Here is a 19,931-nt window from a genome sequence, read left to right on the forward strand (position 1 = left end):
TTACCTCAACATTATAACCTAGTTCTTACGCTTGAAGCCGTTAGCGGTAAACGGAGGCGACGACTCCTATAGGAGCGCACTATGGTAGGCAACAGTACTTTGTGGTATAAAAAACGACCATCTTTCAATGGTCGTTTGTAAATTCTAACTCTTTTGGTGGCTCACCTTTTTTGTTCATCAATCGCATACGAATGGGTTCAATTTTAAGTGTTACCATTTCATCTTTATTGCCAATGAAAATTCCTGTGAAAAATTCCGCTAATTTATTTTTCAAACCTTCCTCTTGAATTTCCGTTAACTTCCCTTCTATCTCAACAAAGGCATCGCCAAATCCACCATTGTCGTAGCCATATAAAATATGTGTATACGGATTTTTCAATAGCTCCTCGATTTTTTCCGAATGCTTATTTGTTACGGTATACAACACGAAGTCTTCATTTTGGAATGTCATATAACGTGAATAAGGCTTGCCATTTTCAACGGTTGCCATCGTTCCTATTTTTTCTCGATTTAATACTTCTAAAATTTCATCACGTACCGAAGTCATTTCATCCCATCCTTTCATATTGTTATTTTACCCCTCCATTCATAAGCTAAACCCGCATTTTTTGAAAAATATGAAATGACTATTTTCGAGGTTTTTTCAAAACTATTGCTATAATATTTTGTTGGACAACATGAATTTATTAGAATGAGGGTTTTAAAAATGAAACAAGCTTTTTTTACACGATGTCTGTTTTTCATTGTTGGCATTATCGTATTATCATTTGGCGTCACGTTAACGATTAAAGGGCAATTTTTTGGTGTTGGTTCATGGGATGTTTTACATATAGGTTTAGCCAAAACGTTTGGACTAACGATTGGCACTTGGTCCATCCTCATTGGCTTAGCCATTTTAGCTTTCGATATGTTAGTGACGAAGAAGTTTCCTTTGCCAGGTACATTTGTAGATATGTTTTTAGCTGGTATTTTTATTGATATCTTCAACTTCTGGCTTCCTGATATTGAGGGTTTTTGGATGCAATTATTTGCCTACCTCACTGGATTGCTATTACTTGGCTGGGGCTGTGGTATGTATATGGTAGCCAATTTAGGAATTGGCCCACGAGATACATTAATGCTTCTGATGGTTCATAAGCTTGGCTGGAGTGTCACGCGTGCTCGTACTTTGATGGAAGTAACAGTAGCAATTATCGGCTTTTTCCTCGGAGGCCCTATTGGTGTTGGCACAGTCCTAATGGCTTTTGGTCTCGGCCCGATTGTACAAGTAGCATTAACCTATAACGAGAAATTATTTACTAAATGGACTGGTGTGAAGAGCGCGATTATTTAAAATCATACAAATTATAAAAAGGAGCCTTTTACGGCTCCTTTTTGCTAGCATGGATACGATACTTTTTATTCTCTCGGTTCGGCTGTATTTTGCCCTGTTGCTTCGATTACTTCGGGTGTACTATCTACAGTTTCATCTTCTTGTACATTTTCTGCTGGTGGTGGTGTAACGGTCACTAATGTGTAATCATCTTCATTTAAAATTTCAAAATGATAGTTTTGACGAATATCGCCCACATACAGCGAAGTGCCAATAGCAACATTGGTTACATCGATTTCTATCGTTTCTGGTATTTCCGATGGTTGCACTTTAATACGTATATCACGATTTGGTTGTAACAGGAAACCGCCATCTTTTACACCTATTGCTTCCCCTACAACGGAAACAGGAATATCGACTTCTAGCTCCTCTGACATATTGATTGATTTAAAATCAACATGCTTCACATGCCCTTTTAATGCACAGCGCTGGACTTCATTTAACACGGCATTTATTTTCTTACCTTCCACATCTAATTGAAAGACACTTTTACTACCGATTTCACTTAATACTTTCGCAAACATTCTTGCGTCAAGTGAAATCGACGTCGGCTCCATTTGATAACCGTAAACAACGCCTGGAATAGCACCACTTTGTCTTAGTTTTGTTAGTGTTGAACCTTGTCCTTTATGACGTTTTGTAGCATTTAAAATGGTACTCATTAGCATTTTCCCCTTTCGTGAAAACTAGTCTCATAAAAGGTTTTGCCCGATATGTTGATTTTTATACCTTCCTTACGATTAACTATTCTTTTCTACTTCTCAAAATTTTGTCATCTGTAAGCTATTTTTTCCTTCTACCCGCTAGAAGCACTCATTAGCTCTTTGTCACGATTAGATGCTCGTACTTTCCCGTCATTTCACGTTTAATCACAACAATTATTAGTGCTATTCCTGCCATCAATGTGCACGTCATAAACATTATGGCATAGGAAGTGAATTGCACAACGAAGCCCATGAAAAAGCTTCCTGCTCCGAAACCTAAATCATATGTAGCTAAATAGAGCCCTAGCAATGTGTAGCGAGCTTCCTTTGGTACAGCAAAGGACATATATGTAGTAACCGTTGGATAGAGCATTGCTGCTGCTAAGCCATTAAAGATTGCAGACATATAAACGAATGAACCAAGCATGGGTAACATGGCAAGGAATGTCGTACCGAGCATTGAGCTGATTAATACTAAAGAGATAAACATTGGATGCCATTTACCATCAGAAGGGATAGATTGGCGGAATAAAAAACGGCTACCGACAACGACAATCGCCTGTAAAAATAAATACAGCGCTGGATTGGCAATACCTTCAGTTAACATATAAAGTGGTACAAAAGTGGAAATAGCCCCAAAAACGGCAGCGCCTATCGTCATGACAATGGCTGATACCATTAGCCCTTTATGCTGTTTCGTACGCTTTAAAGCATCAAGCATATCGTTAAGTGAAATCCGTTGTTTTGCTGCTTTTGTTTTCGGTAAAGGCGAACGGATAAAGCAAAACAGCGGTGCAATTGCTAAAAAGACAATCAATGCTAGTAAATAGTCCAGTTCAAACTGGCTCCATAGTAACAGTGCTAATGCCGGTCCGTAAATTGCAGGTATTACGGTGGATAAGGAATACATCGACATCCCCTGCCCACGATCTTCATCTTGTAACACATCTGCTATGCCAAGTTGCATGGCCATCGAGAAAAAGGCTGTGATGACGCCTTGTAATATCCGCACAATATAGAGACTATCAATGCCAAATACGACATAAATAAGTAATGCTATCGCGTGGGCTAGTAATAGCCATTTCATAATTGCATATGGACTATGTTGTGCTATCATCTGCCCAGCAAATGGACGTAAAAACATACAAACAAGCATATACATCGCCATCATGACACCAATTTGACTTTCTTTAAAGCCTCCCGCTGCAGCCTGAATAGGAAAAATAACCGTTAATACTGCGTTTGCCGTAAAGAAAAACATAGCGAGTCCATACATTTGGAGCATGCGGCCCGATAATGGACGATACCTCATGAAACATGCTCCTCTCGATCAAATCCTTGCGGTTGAGAAGAACGCTTACAAGTAATTGGTAATCTTGCTGCTAATAGTCGCCTACTTACTGGATGGGTCATGTTGTGAATTTGTGTTATATCGCTTACATATTCGACAATTTCCCCTTTATCCATCACAGCTACTTCATCAGCAAATAACTGTACTGCATGTAGGTCATGTGTAATGAAGAAGTAACTAAACCCTTTTTCCCGCTGTAACTGTTTCAGTAGTTTTAATATACTTATCTGCACAAGTAAATCTAGGCTATTGATAGATTCATCAAGGACAATTAACTTAGGCTCGGTTGCAATGGCTCTTGCTATCGTCACACGCTGTAATTGTCCCCCACTTAATTGATGCGGATATTTATAAGCATCACTTGAGGCTAATCCAACTTGTACAAGTAACTGTTCGATTTTCTTTACTCTTTCAGCCTTCGATAGTGATAGGTGACGTTCCATTGGCTCCGCAATAATGTCCTTTATTTTCATTTTCGGATTGACCGCACTTTGGCAATCTTGAAAAACCACTTGTATGTTTTTTTGCAACAGTTTCTTCGATGCTTTCACTGTCGTACACACATTCAAATTATCAAATAGAATCGCGCCACAATCTGGTTGTTCTATCCCTAATACAAGCTTTCCAAGCGTTGTTTTCCCGCTACCACTTTCACCGACGATAGCTAAGCATACACCCTGTCGAAGTGTTAATGTAACATTTTTTACTGCCTGTATCCTTTCTTTTATACGAAACCAACCTTTTTGCTGATAGCATTTTGAAACATGTTGTATCATTAACATGACGTTTCCTCCTGTCTTACCCAGTGACCTTGCCTATGTTCATATAATTCACCGCTTACTTCTCCCACCCATGCATCCACTAACTGTTCGAGCGAGTATTTATTATCTTTCGCAGCTAATAGTGCTTGTGTATAGGAATGAACAGGCTTCATTAAAATACAGTCAGTAGGACCATATTCAATAATTTGCCCTCGGCGCATGACGACGATGATATCCGCCATTTTGGCAATCACACCTAAATCATGTGAGACAATTAGCATACTTGTATTTGTTTGTTGTTGATATAATGCTAATTCCTCTAAAATCTCAAGTTGTGTCATCGTATCCAGAGCTGTCGTTGGTTCATCGGCTAATAACAGCTTCGGGCTAAGACTCGCTGCAAGGGCAATCATAATGCGTTGGAGCATTCCACCACTTAATTCATGTGGATATTTTTTTAAAATTGATGCATCTGGCAATTGAAAGCGCGCAAGTTGTTGTGCGGCTATTTTTAGTGCCTGTTGTTTTTTTACAGAGGTATGTGCTTGCATCGTTTCAACGAAATGATCGCCAACTGTGACCATCGGATTAAACATAGCAATCGGATTTTGCATAATAAGTGCAATATCATTACCTCGAAGCTGTCGCATTTCTTGCTCGTCCATGGCTAATAATGAACGTCCTTCAAATAAAATATCACCATTATAGCGTCTAGAATCCCGAAACAGTTGCATAACGGCATGACATAACATGGTTTTACCACTGCCACTCTCTCCAACTATACCGACTGTTTGACCAGCAGGAATCATCATGCTAGCATCTCTTACGACTTGCTTTTCCCCATTCTCGGTTTGTATCCAAATAGAAAGTTGTTGTATTTCTAACATGTCACGACCTCCCTCCTATATGGCTTTTGGATCCATTGCCTCTCGAAGTGCATCGCCAAACCAATTCAAAATCAGAACAGTTAATGAAATCATAATACCTGGTAGAAACATGAGCATCGGATGACTCATCAAATACGTTTTACTATCGCTAATCATCATGCCCCATTCTGCCATCGGTGCTGATACCCCTAAACCTAAAAATGACAACTCAGAAATCAGTAAAATCGTTGAGCCAAGACCAATTAATTTCAATAAAAAAATTTGTGGGAATACAAAAGGTACAATATGTCTTATTATAATTTTCCATTTTGGAACTCCTATTGTACGCGCATACTGCACATACGTACTCTCTTTTAATGACCGCACCATGTTGCGAATAATCCGTGCAAAGCCCACCCATGACACAAGCACAATGGCGATAAACATATTCCGTATACCGCCACCAAGCGCTCCAACAATGACAAGTGCAAACACGAAATCAGGAATCGCTAGAAAAATGTCGCAAAGACGCATTAATACTAAATCGACAATACCTCCAACATAACCAGCAAGCAGCCCGACAAACATGCTAATAAACAATGTTACGACAAGTACACTCAACGCGATAAAAAGAGATACACGTGCCCCGTATAATAAACGCGATAACACACAGCGCCCTAAATAATCGGTACCTAATGGATAGTCAGTAGAAAAGCCTTGTAATTTCAATGCCATATTGGTCGCATAAGGATCATTTGGGGCAAGCCACGGTGCAAATAATGCCATGACAATCAGCAATAACACAAGCACACTACTACTTATAAGCGCTATTTTCTTTTTCATTATGCTCCGTCTCCTTTTAACCTTACCCTTGGATCAACAAGTGCACACAATAGATCTGCAAGAAAATTAAAGACGATGTATAGCCCACCAATAATGACGATAAAGCCTTGTAGCACAAAATAATCTCTAGCAAACATCGACTCTACAACAAATCGCCCGACTCCTGATATTGTAAAAACAATTTCAATAATAGCCGCTCCCCCAAGCAATCCACCACATGTCATCGCAAGCGAAGTAACAAGCTGTGGTAAAATCCCTTTCACAATATGCCTCCGTATAATGACCGACTCTTTCACACCGCGGGCTCTTGCAAAGACTACATGTGGTTTATTGACTTCTTCCAGCATGCTGGATCGAATAAGCCGAATGTAGTAAGGAATAAAACCGAGTGCAAGCGTTCCAGCAGGCAAAATGACATGTGCAAAACTCCCCCACCCCATTAGTGGAAGCAATCCCCATTTTAATGCCACGATATAGACAAAAACAAAAGCAAGCCAGAAGCTCGGCATAGATGCGAGTGTAAAAATAAACGAACGACTAAGCCAATCAATAAACCCACCACGCTTTGTAGCAGACCAAATACCAACCGTAAAACTAACCGTAACAATCATAATAAAGGCGGTTGCTGCAAGTGTCAGCGTCACATGAAAACGTTGCAAAAGTTCAGCTGTTACTGACTTTTTCGATACAAACGATTCACCAAAATCCAACGTCATAGCATCTACCAACCAAGTACTATATTGCACGAGCAAGGGGCGATTATAGCCCTCTTCCTCACGCATAGATGCAAGTGCTTCTTCTGATATTGGAATTTGATTCATTGTAAAATAGGCTTCCACCGGATCTACTGGAATAACACGAATTAATCCAAATGCTATGATGGTCATACCAAAAAACGCCAATAACATGCTACCCAATCTCTTCGCTAAAAATGACCCCATTTGCTTACTTCACCTCAAAATTTTTTAGAGGGACTTCATACTGTTGCATTGAGAATGACAAGTTTGCTAACGCATTATTCGCAACTAAATAATTGGTACGGTACGATAACGGCATGAAAATGGCTTCCTCATGAATTGTTTGAAAAATGGACTCGTACAATGCTCGCCGTTGTCCTTCATCTGTTGAACGAATTACTTTCGCTATATTCGCTGTTAGTTGCTCTGACACGGCCAATCCTTTTTGCGCGTAATAACCGATTTGCTTGTCACCTATCATTGTGCGTATATACATATGCGGATCATAGGGTACTCCCCATGTATCATTCATGATTATGTTGTATTGACCTGTTTTACTACGCATTTTGAAAAGCTGATCTTCCTCTCCAATCAACTGCACTTCTACGCCTATTTCACGCCATGCACTTTGTAAATATTCGAAAATGGTCTTATGCACTTGATCACCGCTGTTATACGGTATTACTAACGTTAATGTTTGCCCATTTTTTGTGCGGAATGTTGCACCGCTTTCTAACACCCATCCTGCCTCCTCTAGTATTTGCGTCGCTTTCTCGATGTTGTAAGTATAATGTTCTAGCTTTATATCACTAAATGGAAAACCTGGTGCAAATAATGTATAGGCTTCTTGCTCTAGGCCGTTTAATACATAATCAATCATTGTTTGTCGGTCAAAGGCATGTTGCAATGCAAGTCTTACATTTTTATCCTGCGTCACCCCATATGTAGTATTGAATGATAAAATTCTGGTGGAAGATGGCTCCGAAATCATCGTTTGATATTTTCCTGTTTTTTGTAACGCTTGATATTCCGCAGGTGCAAGTTGCCCGCTACCAAAAATTAAATCAATATCCCCTTTTTCTAGCGCCATCATCCGCGCTTGTGCATCAGGAATAATTTTGACGATTACTTTTTTTAACTTCGGTTTTTCTCCCCAATAATTTTCGTTTCGGGTAAACTCTGCAAAGCTATCTTGCTGATAGTCAGTTAAAATCCACGGGCCTGAACCAATCGGCTTTGCTATCCCATCCTTTGTCGTGCCACTCGCTGGGAAACCACTATCTGCTAACATACGCAGTGGACGAATCAGTGATAATTCTTGCAAAAATGGATAATAAGGTTCTTTTAAATTGATTTTAACTTGTCGTTCATCCACTATTTCCACGTTGTCAATAACCGCAACAACTTCTAGCCAGCTATGTGCAGCACTATTTTCGACAACGGTATCAATATTTCTTTTTACATTCTCTGCAGTTAGCTTCGAACCATCTGAATACATTACATCATCACGTAATGTAAAAGTATAACTTTTACCATCTGTAGCCATAACCCACGACGTTGCGAGCGCCGGTTGTATTTTTCCATCTTCTCCATAGCTCACTAATGGATCATATAGCATGGCTTGTGCAAACAGTTCATTTGGAGCATACATATGTGGATTAACTTGACCTATATCTTTGACCCAAGACATGGTCAGTACACTTTTTGGGTTGCTACTTGTGCTTTGTTTTTTATCCTCTGAATTTCCGCATGCCGCTAATATACTCAATGCGAAGATAAGTAGGAAACTAGACAATTTTCTCATAATTTGTTCCCCTTTCATAAACAGTAATGATTACTATTATCATTACAATTTGCAATTCTAATTGATTCTTAACTTTTTGTAAAGTACTTATACAATAAAAAACACCTTTTCTTCCAATTAAGGATGAAAAGGTGTGAAGGGCGTGACAGGCACGCAAACAATTCTGACAATTATAATCTGCCTGCAATTTGTAAAGTTACTGCTAGCATTTTCGCAAATTGACTTCGAGTTATATAGTCGTTTGGACGCAACATTGCACTTTCGTCTAGCGCGCCAATCGCATAGAGTGTTTGCGTGTGACGCAGTAGCTCTCCTTGGAATGCACGACTATCTTCATAAGGTAATGTCGGTTCATCTTCATGGACAAAATCAACAGCATCCAATGTACGCCCGAGCATTAAAATTGCCTGCTGTCGTGTAATTTTGCCATTCGGATCAAAAATAGTTGGTGATTTGCCATTTATAATACCTAACGAGTGCAAGGCACCTACATGACCTACGTACCACGATTTTTTTTGGTCTATATCTGTAAACTGTTTTGTTGGCATCTGCTGGAAGCTAAATGCACGAACGAGCAAGGCACTAAACTGTGCACGTGTTAAAGCATCGTTCACACCAAAATAATCAGGTGTGCGCCCTCGAATAATACCGCGCTCCGCCAAAGTTTGGATATAGCTACTACCTGTTGCTCTTGTTAGATCACGGAAATAAAGTTGTTCAGGTTGCACAAATTTCAGCTCTGCATTATTATGAATGGTTGCAACAACACGGTCCCCTTCATCGCGATAAGCAACAGGCTCTGTAATTCCTTTTTTAAACACTTGTTGTAGCACGCCAGTTTGACCATTTTTAAAAATGACAACCTCAAGTGGTTGACGATTATTGACGATATTCGCCTTAATGCTATAAACTCCATTTTTTTCAGTTGCAGAAATGGTCGCACCATAAGCGGAATATACTGTCATATTTTCCGTTTTCATATGTACGTAATTCGTCGGTTCGTCATAGGCAGATGCTTGCATCGGGCAAGCTATAGACGCCCCCAACAGTGTTATTAACATTGTTTTTTGAAAAATTCCTTTCATATTGGTCCTCCCTCTTTTTTTCTATTACTATCATAATAGATTTAAATGTGTAAAAATATAGTATTTTTAGCACATACTCCTACCAACCGTCATTTTTAAGTAATAAAAACTTCGCTCACTATTATAACTGCTAATAGTTGAGCGAAGTTCCTTCATTTTATTATTGACTTAATAACAAATGCAACTCGTGCAATTTTTTAATTTCATAATGAGGTTGAATATCCGTTGCATTGCTAATATTGCGAATGTTAAACCAACACGTATCAATTCCTGCTAGCAAACCACCTTTGACATCCGATGTTAGCGAATCACCAACAATCATGGTCTTGTCTTTATCTAATCCCTCGATGCGCTCAAAAACATAATCGAAAAAAGCCGGCATCGGTTTCTGATAGCCTGTTTGCTCCGAAATAAAAATCCCTTTAAAGTATTTGGCTAAATCTGCATCAGCTAATCGTTTATTTTGCGTCTTCGTCTTACCATTCGAAACGACATATAAATCGTAACTACCCGCAAGCTGTGCAATCAGCTCATAGGCACCATCAACATAATGATGCGCTTCCTGCAAGTACTTTTGGAAACCCGCTTCAAAATATTCTCCGTCTACCTCTATACCAAATTCCTTTAGCGCAATGGAGAAACGAGTATTATGTAATGTATTTTTTGTTACTTCGCCTCGTTCAAAGGCACGCCACAAAGACTCATTAATTTCTTTATAACGGGCAATCATCGCCGGTGTAGTAGCAATATTTTCTTGTTCAAACAAACGGTCTAGTGCTGCATTTTCAGCTAAATCAAAATCTAATAATGTATCATCTACATCAAACAATAGTATCTCATACTTATTCAAAACGTTTTCCTACTTTCTTTGTTACGGTCTTACCGCCTTGCTTTCTTTATCATAACGTTTTTTTGGAAAAATAGTAAACTATACACTCAGTCTTTTCTTTGCATCAATGTATTTAAAGCAAGCAGCTTTTTTAGGACCGCTTCCTGTACTTCACTTAAAACATGGTTTGTATACTGTCAATCCATTTCCTCACCGCGCGTTAATATTTAGCCAATACAGTTAAACGTATTACTCATAACCTCATAGAAATATTTAGCGTTTTCTTATATGAACATTATTTCCGAAGATAGATTAAAATGCATCTTTTAAACGAAAAAAAGCTCTTTCAATAATTTCATATTTGAAAATAGTAGTGAATATGAGACAATAGAATGCTAGAAAGGAAGATGTACGAATTATGACGACCTTACAAACCATTACGCCCCACTTTGATCCATGGGAAGCGTATTTAGATGTCGAACAACATGGGCACATGACCCTATCAAATATTGAATTTACAACAACAACTCTTTGCAATATGCGCTGCGCCCATTGTGCTGTCGGCTATACATTACAAAACAAAGACCCGGAAGCACTGCCAATGGAGTTAATTACAAAACGACTGGATGAAATTCCCCACTTAAAAACGCTTAGCATTACGGGTGGCGAACCGATGATGTCGAAGAAATCCGTGCAAAATTATGTACTCCCCCTATTAAAATACGCACATGCACGTGGGGTACGTACTCAAATTAACTCGAACTTAACAATTGAACCAGAACGTTATTTACTCATTGCACCGTATTTGGATGTTTTACATATTTCACATAACTGGGGTACGGTGGATGAATTTGTTGAAACAGGTTTTGCCATGATGGAGCGAAAACCAACTTATGAACAACGTGCTGCTTTGTTCCAACGCATGATTGATAACTCCAAAATGCTTGCGGAACACGGCGTTATGGTCTCTGCTGAAACAATGCTCAACAAAAAAACATTGCCTTACCTAGAGCATATTCACAATCAAATTATTAACGAGATGCACTGTGCTCGTCACGAGGTACATCCGATGTATCCATCAGACTTCGCCAGTTCACTAAGCTCACTTTCTCTAGCGGAAACTCGCGCTGCTATTCATCATTTACTTGATGTGCGTGATGAAAAAACTTGGATGTTATTTGGTACACTACCGTTCTATCCATGTAGCACCGATGAGGAAGATCAAAAACTATTAAAACGTTTACGCGAGACGAAAAACGTTACAATGCGTAATGATCCAGATGGTCGTTCTCGACTAAATGTTAATATTTTTACAGGAGATGTAATCGTTACAGACTTTGGCGATGCATCAGCGCTTGGCAATATTGTTCAAGATAAGCTACCTGCAATTTTCGATAAATGGATGACAACAGATTTAGCCAAATCGTTAAACTGCCACTGTCCCGCTGTAAAATGCTTAGGTCCGAACGTCTTAGTAAAAAATATGTACTATCAGAACACTACTTTTACAAGTGGCTCAGCAAAACTTTAAACAATCAAAAATGTCCAATGCGCTTGCATGCATTGGACATTTTGCTTTAAATATTCTCTATATTGCGTTGATTTCTTGTTCTGTACTGGCGTGTTACGCTTTTTTGCAAAGAACGCTTTGTCATTTCTGCAATTACCGTTAAATAGTATTCAAAACATTATTGTGAAATCAATTCTTTTGCCAGTAGTTTATAGCAATTTAAGCGACTTTCCTGCGCATATTGATTGCAGTTTAGCATTACTTCATCAAAGCCATATTGCTCCTGTTCAGCTACTAAAAATGCCGCAACATCCTTCGGTGTGCCAACAATGTTGGCTTTACGATTATTTTCAATCATCATTTTATCCATCTCGGTCAATGGATAGTCTTGCGCCTCTTCAGGCGACATTGCTTGGATAATTTGTCCCTTCATCAATTGAAGCCGCGTAATATCAATTGGCTTTGCTAAGTATTCTGCCTCCTCTAAAGTATCGGCAACCGTTGTCGCATAAGTAACGATAATTTGCGGTTTTTCCATATAATAAGAAGGTGTAAAATACGATTTATACGTATCAAAAATATCCTTAGACATATTGCCAGTAAAGAACTGGGCATACGAATAACCTACACCACGTTGCCCTGCTTGCATGGCACTTTGACCGCTTGAGCCAAGCAACCACGCTTCTGGTAATTGACTGATAGTAGGTGATGCAACAACTTGATCATAGACTGATTCGCCAGTCTTTTGGTTATTCATCAGTTTTAAAATAGTATCGAGTTTATCATATTGTTCATCAAAATGCTGTCTGCGTCCCTCGGCAAGTGCATAAATCGATGCATGGTCTCCACCAGGTGCACGGCCAACACCAAAGTCAATGCGATTCGGTGCAAGTGCACTTAATGTTTTAAAAACTTCTGCCAACTTGTACGGCGAATAATGCATCATCATAACACCACCAGTGCCAATACGTAAACGTTTTGTTTTCGCAGCTAAATATGCCGCTGTTATTTCAGGCGCTGAGCTTGCCAGTGATGCGCTATTATGATGTTCTGCCAACCACATACGATTGAAGCCTAATTCTTCACCTAAAAGCGCTAATTGTTCTGTCCGCAAAAATGCCTGTTCAGCACTATGACCTTTTGGTACAGGAATTTGATCTAAAATACTTAACTTCAATGAAAACGCCCTCTCTGTCTGTATGCTCTCTTTACTACTGTAATATAGTAATTCTATTTTACAAAGTAAAAGCACTTACTGATAAGCGAGTTGTTTCATTTCCCATGTTTCATACACCATGCCAATAAGCGTTCCTTTTTGTTGTGAATCCAGTACTTCATCGTTAAATTTCATTGCGAAAAGCTTAAATTCATTCGCTTCCTCATTCACAACAAATTGCAAAATAGCATGTCCCTTTTCCTCTAGAAATACAATGTCCCCCGAAAGTTCCACAACATGTTGACCCGTTTTCGCTTCATAGTAACGCCAATAAGGTTCTGTAAAAGCATAATTAAAGGCATCACGCACTTTCACATCCGTAAAATCAACTAAATAGCCCTCTTTTACTGAATCAATGTACACATTATCGGTAATATCCTTTTTTGCATTGAACACATACCCTACAAGCACCCCCATAAATACAACACAAACAAAAATTCGAAAATGATTTCCTAAAGACAAATGTCATCACGTCCCCTTTACGCAAAAACACCATTTTCTTCATAATACATTAAAATAGTTACATAAAGTAGAATATTTTTGTATTTTGTAGATTTTTTATATTCCCATCACAATTGAACCATACTAAATGCTGTACTCGAATTTTTTTCAAACTATTTACAGTCACTCTTTGTTCCGCTAATATCAGATTATTATTATAGAAAAGAGATGACGTTCGTGCCTTTTGATTTAGATTTGAATATTTTATTGATTCTTATTATTTTTGGCTTTTTGGCCGCATTTATTGACTCTGTAGTTGGTGGAGGTGGGCTTATTTCATTGCCAGCCCTCTTATTTGTAGGATTACCACCTTCTGCAGCCGTCGCAACCAATAAACTTGCCGGTACAATGGGCTCTCTGACGAGTACCATTACGTTTTACCGTTCTGGAAAATTAGACATCAAATCCGTCTACAAGCTATTTCCATTTGTTTTTATTGGCTCCATGATTGGGGCATGGATTGTCCATTTAATCGATCCAAGTGTTTTAAAACCGTTAATGTTAATTATGCTAGCCGTTGTAGCCGTTTATACAATATTCAAAAAAGACTGGGGGAGCATTTCTACATATAATAAGCTAACACCTAAACGATATGCTGGTTTCATCTTTATTATTACTTTAATTGGCTTCTATGATGGTTTTTTAGGACCAGGTACAGGCTCATTCTTACTATTTGCCTTTTTAATAGTAGGCTTTGACTTTTTAAAATCTGCGGGCAATGCTAAATTTTTGAATTTTGGCAGTAACATTGCAGCCCTTTTAATGTTTATCTACTTAGGGCAGATCCATTATACTTATGGCTTCGCTATGGGGCTTGCACAAATTGCAGGTGCGATTGTTGGTTCAAAATTTGCTATTAAACGTGGGAGCAGTTATGTACGTAAGCTATTTATTGTCGTAACAATCCTATTACTACTGAAAAATACATACGACTATTTTTCATAAAATGCTTCTTACCTCTTACAGGAGGTAAGTTTTTTTTCTTTCTATCAACTTTTTCTCCACTTTCACACGTCTAGTAGTTGTATACAATTTGAAAATGTTAAAAAGGAGCTTCTTTGGACATGAAAACAAGAAATGCATTTCAACATGAAGAGGTGTTTGTCCAGTTAATTCGTGAACAGAAAGAACGATTTTATTTGCTAGCCTATAGCTATACGAAAAACGAGCAAGATGCACTCGATATAGTACAAGACAGCATTCAAAAAGCGATGCTTTCTCTCGATCGACTAGAACATGTGGATTATATGAAAAGCTGGTTTTACAAAATCGTTGTAAGAACAGCAATAGATTTTTTGCGCAAACATAATCGTTTACAAGTAACAGATGACGACACTCTTCAATATTTAACACCTGCACAAGAAGATATTTACGAAGATATCGACTTAGAGCATGCGTTAGAAGAATTACCCCAGATGTACCGTGAAGTAGTGATTTTGCATTATTTTGAGGATTTAAAGCTAGCTGATGTTGCCAATATATTGGACATCAAGTTGAGCACAGCAAAATCACGCCTATATAAAGCCTTAAAACTGTTAAAAATACAACTCCAAGATGAGAAGGGAGAAACCACACATGGATAAAAAATTAAAAGATTTAAAAAAACAATATGATGAAGTACCAATCCCAAAAGAGCTTGACTTTGTTGTTGAAAATGCACTAAAGCAAAGTAAAAAGAAGAAAAAAAATCGAACGCCACACTGGTTACTAGGAACAGCAGCAGCAGCAATGCTGTTTACCGCTAGCTTAAACGTTAGCCCTGCAATGGCACGTACCCTTTCGGAAATACCGGTTGTCGGAAGTGTTGTAAAAGTACTTACTTGGACTGAATACGAAGTGGCAGATGACACATATGAAGCAAATATTAAAGTTCCTTCTATTGAAAATTTAGAAAATCAAAAGCTGGCTAATACATTAAATGAAAAGTATCGTGCAGAAGGAAAAGCGCTTTACGATGAATTTATTGCAGATGTTGGCGATATAAAGGCGAATGGCGGTGGTCACTATGGCGTAGATAGCGGCTATGACATTAAAACAGATAACGATCAAATTTTATCGATAGGACGTTATATCGTCAATACAGTTGGTTCTTCTTCAACAGTGATGCATTATGATACAATTGATAAACAAAATGAAATTTTAATCACGCTACCAATGTTATTTAAAGATGACAGCTATATTCGTGTCATTAGTGACAATATTAAAGAACAAATGCGTGCACAAATTGCTGCATCGAACGAAGAAAAAGTCTATTGGGTCAAAGGTGCAGGCTTGCCTGATGAGGATTTAATGGATGTTTTTAAAGCTATAGACGCTGAACAACAATTCTATATTTCGGATAAAGGAAAGCTTATTATTTCATTCGATAAATATGAAGTAGCACCTGGTTATATGGGCGTAGTAGAATTTGAAATTCCAACGGACGTACTTCAAAACAGTCTTGTAAGTAATCAATATATTCACTAAATAGCTGGCACTATCTCAAGTATTTGAGATAGTGCCTTTTTATAACTTATAATCCTTCAACTTTTTGTCAATGCTAATATGTATCAAAACAGGTTAGAGGGTTTTTATATGAAAAATGTCGGATCGATTAGTATTTTACATGTTGTCTTCCTAGCAATGACAGTTATTGGCTTAAAAAATCACGTAACCATAATGCCTCCATTATTAGAGGTTGCAGAAAGAGATAGCTGGTTATCCGTTATTTTCACATCACTAATCATGTTTCCTTGGCTCTTTCTTTTAGTGTATATTCATAGAAAATCAAAACAACAACCTTTAAAAAATTGGTTAAAACAAAAAATAGGAAAAGTCGGCTCGAATATCGTCATCTATACAATTGTCATTGTTCTCATCATTATTGCAGCCTTTACAATGATTGAAACGTTACAGTGGATCAATACAACCTTTTTACCTAAAACACCAAAGTTAATTTTGCTTGCTATTTATGTTACGCTTTGTATTTTGCTTGTCATGACTAGTTTACAAACAATTGTTATTGTCAATGTATTCGTTTTATTAGCGGTCGTCGTATTTGGCTTTTTTGTCGCGTTTACCAATTTACAAGTGAAGGATCATGAGTTATTACGGCCTTTTTTGGAGCACGGTTTCCAACCAATCTTATCAGGGCTCATCTACCCCGCTTCCGGCTTTTCAGAATTAATAATGTTTTTACTTATCCAACATCAAATTAAAGATCGACTTCGATGGTATCACTTTGCCATCATGCTACTAATTCTAGCAGGGTTAACATTGGGACCACTTATTGGTGCTATTACAGAATTTGGACCAACTGAAGCTGCTAAACAACGTTATCCTGCTTACGAAGAATGGGGATTAGTAACTATAGGGCGCTATGTAGAACATTTAGACTTTCTTTCTATTTATCAATGGCTTACAGGAACATTCATTCGTGTTGGATTTATTTTATATGTTGTAACGGACTTACTGGGCATGGTGGGAGACCACCAACGCATATGGAAAATGGTAGCACTTCCGTTCTTTTTCATATGCTTGCCACTAATATTATTAAATGAGCACATATTTCTAGAACTCAAAGGAAATTATATATTAACAGCTACGTTTATTTTCTTTTTCTTACTATCCATTTTTTTAATGATTGTGGCTTTCATGTCAGGAAAAAAAGCAAACAAGTCTAAAGCCGATTACCAAGACACGGAAAGTGGTGACACCTGATGCCTTCAACAGAAAAATCCTTAGATTTAAACGGCTTAAAGCAGTTATTTGAAAAATCTGCTGACGTTCATTTTCAAGAATATGTATTTAAGCAGCATCGAGTACAATTCGTCATTTGTGAGGCGATGATTGATCAGCAACTACTCCATGACGTGATTGTAAGGCGTGTTCAGTCTCTTTTTGATAAATTAACAGACACATCACTGCAAGATGCTATCAATACCCAGTTACACATCCCTAACTTACAACAAGTAACAGAAGAATCAGAAGCTATATCACTCGTATATACTGGCCATTTACTTCTTTATTTTGAATCCGATGAACTACTTTACGCAAGTAATATTGCCAAAAAGCCAAATCGTAATCCTGAAGAAACCCGGATGGAAGTACTTGTTAAAGGGCCTCGAGATAATTTTATTGAAGATATTTCCGTCAATATTGCATTATTAAGAAAACGACTGCCGACAAATTCCTTATGTGTTGAAAAAATGGAATTGGGAAAACGTTCAAAAACAACAGTGGCCATACTTTATTTTGATGACATCGCCAACATGGACATTTTAAATAGTATAAAAGTACAGCTACAATCCGTAGACACTGATATTGTTTTTAGCAGTGATTTGCTAATGGAACGTGTCAACAAAAATACGCGATTTTTCCCGAAAACGGATTATACTGGACGTCCAGATTTCGCGATTCAAGCATTAATTCGCGGACGTTTTCTTATTTTTGTAGATGGTGTAGCGTATGCGGTTATGACACCGGTTAATTTATTTTTACTCTTAAAATCAGGCGAGGATAATGAATACCCGATTGTTTTTAGTTCACTAGAACGTTTACTACGTATATCAGGTATTTTTATCGGTTTGCTTTTACCTGCTTTTTGGCTTGCCTTAACTACTTATCATCAAAATCAATTACCTTTACTGTTTTTAGCAACGGTTGTGCAAGGTCGAACAGGTTTACCTCTTCCCTCTTCATTGGAAATGCTATTAATGCTACTGATGTTCGAGCTCTTTCGAGAAGCAGGTCTACGTTTACCATCTGTTATTGGCGGAACGATAAGTGTTGTTGGTGGTTTAATTATTGGTGATGCAGCTATACGTGCCGGTGTGACAAGCCCAGAAATGATCGTTATTATTGCTGTCTCTACCATCGCTTCCTTTACACTTGTAAACCAATCTCTCGTTACGACCATTAGTATTTTCCGTCTTGGTTTTATTTTGTTAAGCGGCTTCTTTGGATTATTTGGCTTCTTTATATCCCTATACTTAACCCTTCTTTACCTATGTAATATAAGAATATTTGGTTATTCTTATATGCAAGTTGGCGGTGATTTAGACTGGCAAACCATTAAGAAAACACTTTTCCGCTTATCACCTAAAGGCTACGCCAAACGCCCGAACTATATTGCTCCACAAGATCAAACACGTACGAGTGAGGATAAAAATGAATAAAAAAATACTCTGTATATTGTTAGTACTGACAACACTGCTGTCAGGCTGTTGGGATGTCACTGAACCCCAAAGGATGTACTATGTTCATGCACTTGGTATCGATTTTAAAGATGGTCATTATGAAACCTATATGCAAATTATTGATTTTGCCAATATAGCCAAATCAGAACAGCCTAATAATCCGCAAGCCCAACAAGCTGAAATTGGACATGCCAAAGGTAAAACAATAGAAGATTCTTTTTTTGATTTATATCATTCCATTGATCAAAAGGCATTTTGGGGTCATATTACCTACATTATACTTTCAGAAGAAGTAATGAAAAGCGACAAGGTCAACCAAGTACTTGACTTTTTAACTCGTTATCGCGAAATGAGATACCAAATATGGGTATATGGCACAAAAGAGCCACTCGATGAATTACTAGTCGTCACGCCAATTAATAATAAAGCACTTACTCTATCGAAACTCGGTGATCCATTAAATTCATTTAGGCAAGAATCTTTTGTAACACCGATTAACGTTCGAAAATTGGTCATCGGTCTAAATGAGCCTAGTCATGAAGTGTATTTACCTCTTGTCTCAATTGATAAAGGATGGGAAACGTCGAAAGGAAAGACTGAATCGATAGAAATAAAGGGTGTTGCACTCTTATCCAAAGAAGGCTATAAAGGCGCTCTCACACAAAATAAAGCTAACGGTGTCAAATGGATGACCAATGAAACAATGCGCAGTGAAATCACAGGGCAAATTGGTGAAGATGAAAATTCCTATGTAACCGTTGCTTTGGAACATATAAAAGTTCATATTACACCTATCGTAAAAAACGAAAATGTACAATTTGATATCGAAATCAAATTGGAGGCAACCAGCGTTCTTGGTATTACAAAAAAAATTACTACGAAAGAAATTCAAAAAGAGATCGAAAAACAAGTGGAAAAAGAGGTAAGAGAAACATTTAAGGAAGCTATTGCGTTGGATACAGATATTTACCGTTTATCTGAAAGACTTTACCGCAAAGACGTTAAACTGTGGAAAAAATTAGAAAAAAACGGAAAAATAGAGTTAACTGAAGATTCCATACGCAATATTCATGTAAATGTTTACAAAATAAATCCTGGCAGAGGATCTTATACCGAAACAATTAGAGAATAGTTGTAAAATAAATCTAAGGCATCGAATAATTCACATTCGATGC

20 protein-coding genes are annotated in these 19,931 nt (G+C 37.9%); 8 read left to right on the top strand and 12 right to left on the bottom strand.

What is annotated here, in order from left to right:
• Positions 1 to 124: 124 nt before the first annotated feature.
• A complete protein-coding gene (locus MHH88_RS12705; protein WP_339263058.1) occupies positions 125 to 547 on the bottom strand; it encodes a pyridoxamine 5'-phosphate oxidase family protein in 423 nt (140 codons plus the stop codon).
• A 159-nt stretch (positions 548 to 706) separates the two neighbouring features.
• Between MHH88_RS12705 and MHH88_RS12710 the strand changes: the two genes are divergently transcribed.
• On the top strand, positions 707 to 1,333 hold the full coding sequence (locus MHH88_RS12710; protein ID WP_339258486.1) for a YitT family protein: 627 nt from the start codon (positions 707 to 709) through the stop codon (positions 1,331 to 1,333).
• Positions 1,334 to 1,398: 65 nt separating this feature from the next.
• On the opposite strand, the gene MHH88_RS12715 is transcribed toward MHH88_RS12710, so the two are convergent.
• The 9 genes from MHH88_RS12715 to MHH88_RS12755 all read right to left on the bottom strand — a co-directional run bounded on the left by MHH88_RS12715 (position 1,399) and on the right by MHH88_RS12755 (position 10,373).
• Positions 1,399 to 2,034 (bottom strand): 50S ribosomal protein L25/general stress protein Ctc, encoded by a 636-nt coding sequence (locus tag MHH88_RS12715; protein WP_339258488.1) that lies wholly within the window; start codon positions 2,032 to 2,034, stop codon positions 1,399 to 1,401.
• Positions 2,035 to 2,188: 154 nt separating this feature from the next.
• Positions 2,189 to 3,388 carry an MFS transporter gene (locus MHH88_RS12720; protein ID WP_339258490.1) on the bottom strand — a complete coding sequence of 400 codons (1,200 nt, stop codon included), beginning with the start codon at positions 3,386 to 3,388 and terminating at the stop codon, positions 2,189 to 2,191.
• Complete coding sequence (locus tag MHH88_RS12725) at positions 3,385 to 4,209, bottom strand: dipeptide/oligopeptide/nickel ABC transporter ATP-binding protein (protein ID WP_339258492.1); 825 nt, start codon at positions 4,207 to 4,209, stop codon at positions 3,385 to 3,387. Before MHH88_RS12725 ends, MHH88_RS12720 begins: the two co-directional genes overlap by 4 nt.
• Positions 4,203 to 5,075 (bottom strand): ABC transporter ATP-binding protein, encoded by an 873-nt coding sequence (locus MHH88_RS12730; protein ID WP_069513199.1) that lies wholly within the window; start codon positions 5,073 to 5,075, stop codon positions 4,203 to 4,205. The genes MHH88_RS12725 and MHH88_RS12730 overlap by 7 nt, the downstream gene beginning before the upstream one ends.
• A 15-nt stretch (positions 5,076 to 5,090) precedes the next feature.
• The gene (locus tag MHH88_RS12735; RefSeq protein ID WP_339258496.1) at positions 5,091 to 5,897 is read right to left on the bottom strand and encodes an ABC transporter permease subunit; all 807 of its coding nucleotides are present in this window, start codon (positions 5,895 to 5,897) and stop codon (positions 5,091 to 5,093) included.
• On the bottom strand, positions 5,897 to 6,838 hold the full coding sequence (locus MHH88_RS12740) for an ABC transporter permease (protein ID WP_339258498.1): 942 nt from the start codon (positions 6,836 to 6,838) through the stop codon (positions 5,897 to 5,899). The genes MHH88_RS12735 and MHH88_RS12740 overlap by 1 nt, the downstream gene beginning before the upstream one ends.
• Positions 6,839 to 6,842: 4 nt before the next feature.
• Complete coding sequence (gene nikA, locus MHH88_RS12745; protein WP_339258500.1) at positions 6,843 to 8,438, bottom strand: nickel ABC transporter substrate-binding protein; 1,596 nt, start codon at positions 8,436 to 8,438, stop codon at positions 6,843 to 6,845.
• Positions 8,439 to 8,608: 170 nt separating this feature from the next.
• Positions 8,609 to 9,523, bottom strand: a complete 915-nt coding sequence (locus tag MHH88_RS12750) for an S-layer homology domain-containing protein (protein WP_339258502.1) — start codon at positions 9,521 to 9,523, stop codon at positions 8,609 to 8,611.
• Positions 9,524 to 9,683: 160 nt separating this feature from the next.
• Entirely contained in the window at positions 9,684 to 10,373 is a 690-nt protein-coding gene (locus MHH88_RS12755; protein WP_339258504.1) for a YjjG family noncanonical pyrimidine nucleotidase, read from the bottom strand.
• A 397-nt stretch (positions 10,374 to 10,770) separates the two neighbouring features.
• On the opposite strand from MHH88_RS12755, the gene yfkAB reads away from it, so the two are divergent.
• The gene (gene yfkAB, locus MHH88_RS12760; protein ID WP_339258505.1) at positions 10,771 to 11,883 is read left to right on the top strand and encodes a radical SAM/CxCxxxxC motif protein YfkAB; all 1,113 of its coding nucleotides are present in this window, start codon (positions 10,771 to 10,773) and stop codon (positions 11,881 to 11,883) included.
• Positions 11,884 to 12,040: 157 nt separating this feature from the next.
• On the opposite strand, the gene MHH88_RS12765 is transcribed toward yfkAB, so the two are convergent.
• Together MHH88_RS12765 and MHH88_RS12770 are read right to left on the bottom strand one after the other, a co-directional pair.
• Positions 12,041 to 13,039, bottom strand: a complete 999-nt coding sequence (locus MHH88_RS12765; RefSeq protein WP_339258507.1) for an LLM class flavin-dependent oxidoreductase — start codon at positions 13,037 to 13,039, stop codon at positions 12,041 to 12,043.
• 75 nt (positions 13,040 to 13,114) lie between these two features.
• A complete protein-coding gene (locus MHH88_RS12770; RefSeq protein ID WP_069513191.1) occupies positions 13,115 to 13,540 on the bottom strand; it encodes a hypothetical protein in 426 nt (141 codons plus the stop codon).
• A 216-nt stretch (positions 13,541 to 13,756) separates the two neighbouring features.
• On the opposite strand from MHH88_RS12770, the gene MHH88_RS12775 reads away from it, so the two are divergent.
• The 6 genes from MHH88_RS12775 (at position 13,757) to MHH88_RS12800 (ending at position 19,888) form a co-directional block, all read left to right on the top strand.
• Complete coding sequence (locus MHH88_RS12775) at positions 13,757 to 14,524, top strand: TSUP family transporter (RefSeq protein WP_339258510.1); 768 nt, start codon at positions 13,757 to 13,759, stop codon at positions 14,522 to 14,524.
• 119 nt (positions 14,525 to 14,643) lie between these two features.
• Positions 14,644 to 15,162, top strand: coding sequence for a sigma-70 family RNA polymerase sigma factor (locus MHH88_RS12780; RefSeq protein ID WP_339258512.1), 519 nt, complete (start codon positions 14,644 to 14,646; stop codon positions 15,160 to 15,162).
• Entirely contained in the window at positions 15,155 to 16,045 is an 891-nt protein-coding gene (locus tag MHH88_RS12785) for an RsiV family protein (protein WP_103976338.1), read from the top strand. Before MHH88_RS12780 ends, MHH88_RS12785 begins: the two co-directional genes overlap by 8 nt.
• A 108-nt stretch (positions 16,046 to 16,153) precedes the next feature.
• The gene (locus MHH88_RS12790) at positions 16,154 to 17,278 is read left to right on the top strand and encodes an endospore germination permease (RefSeq protein WP_339258514.1); all 1,125 of its coding nucleotides are present in this window, start codon (positions 16,154 to 16,156) and stop codon (positions 17,276 to 17,278) included.
• Complete coding sequence (locus MHH88_RS12795; RefSeq protein WP_339258516.1) at positions 17,278 to 18,735, top strand: spore germination protein; 1,458 nt, start codon at positions 17,278 to 17,280, stop codon at positions 18,733 to 18,735. The genes MHH88_RS12790 and MHH88_RS12795 overlap by 1 nt, the downstream gene beginning before the upstream one ends.
• A complete protein-coding gene (locus tag MHH88_RS12800; RefSeq protein ID WP_339258518.1) occupies positions 18,728 to 19,888 on the top strand; it encodes a Ger(x)C family spore germination protein in 1,161 nt (386 codons plus the stop codon). Before MHH88_RS12795 ends, MHH88_RS12800 begins: the two co-directional genes overlap by 8 nt.
• The last annotated feature ends 43 nt before the right edge of the window (positions 19,889 to 19,931 follow it).

It is taken from the genome of Lysinibacillus sp. FSL K6-3209 (assembly GCF_037976175.1).
Taxonomy (GTDB): domain Bacteria; phylum Bacillota; class Bacilli; order Bacillales_A; family Planococcaceae; genus Lysinibacillus; species Lysinibacillus sphaericus_D.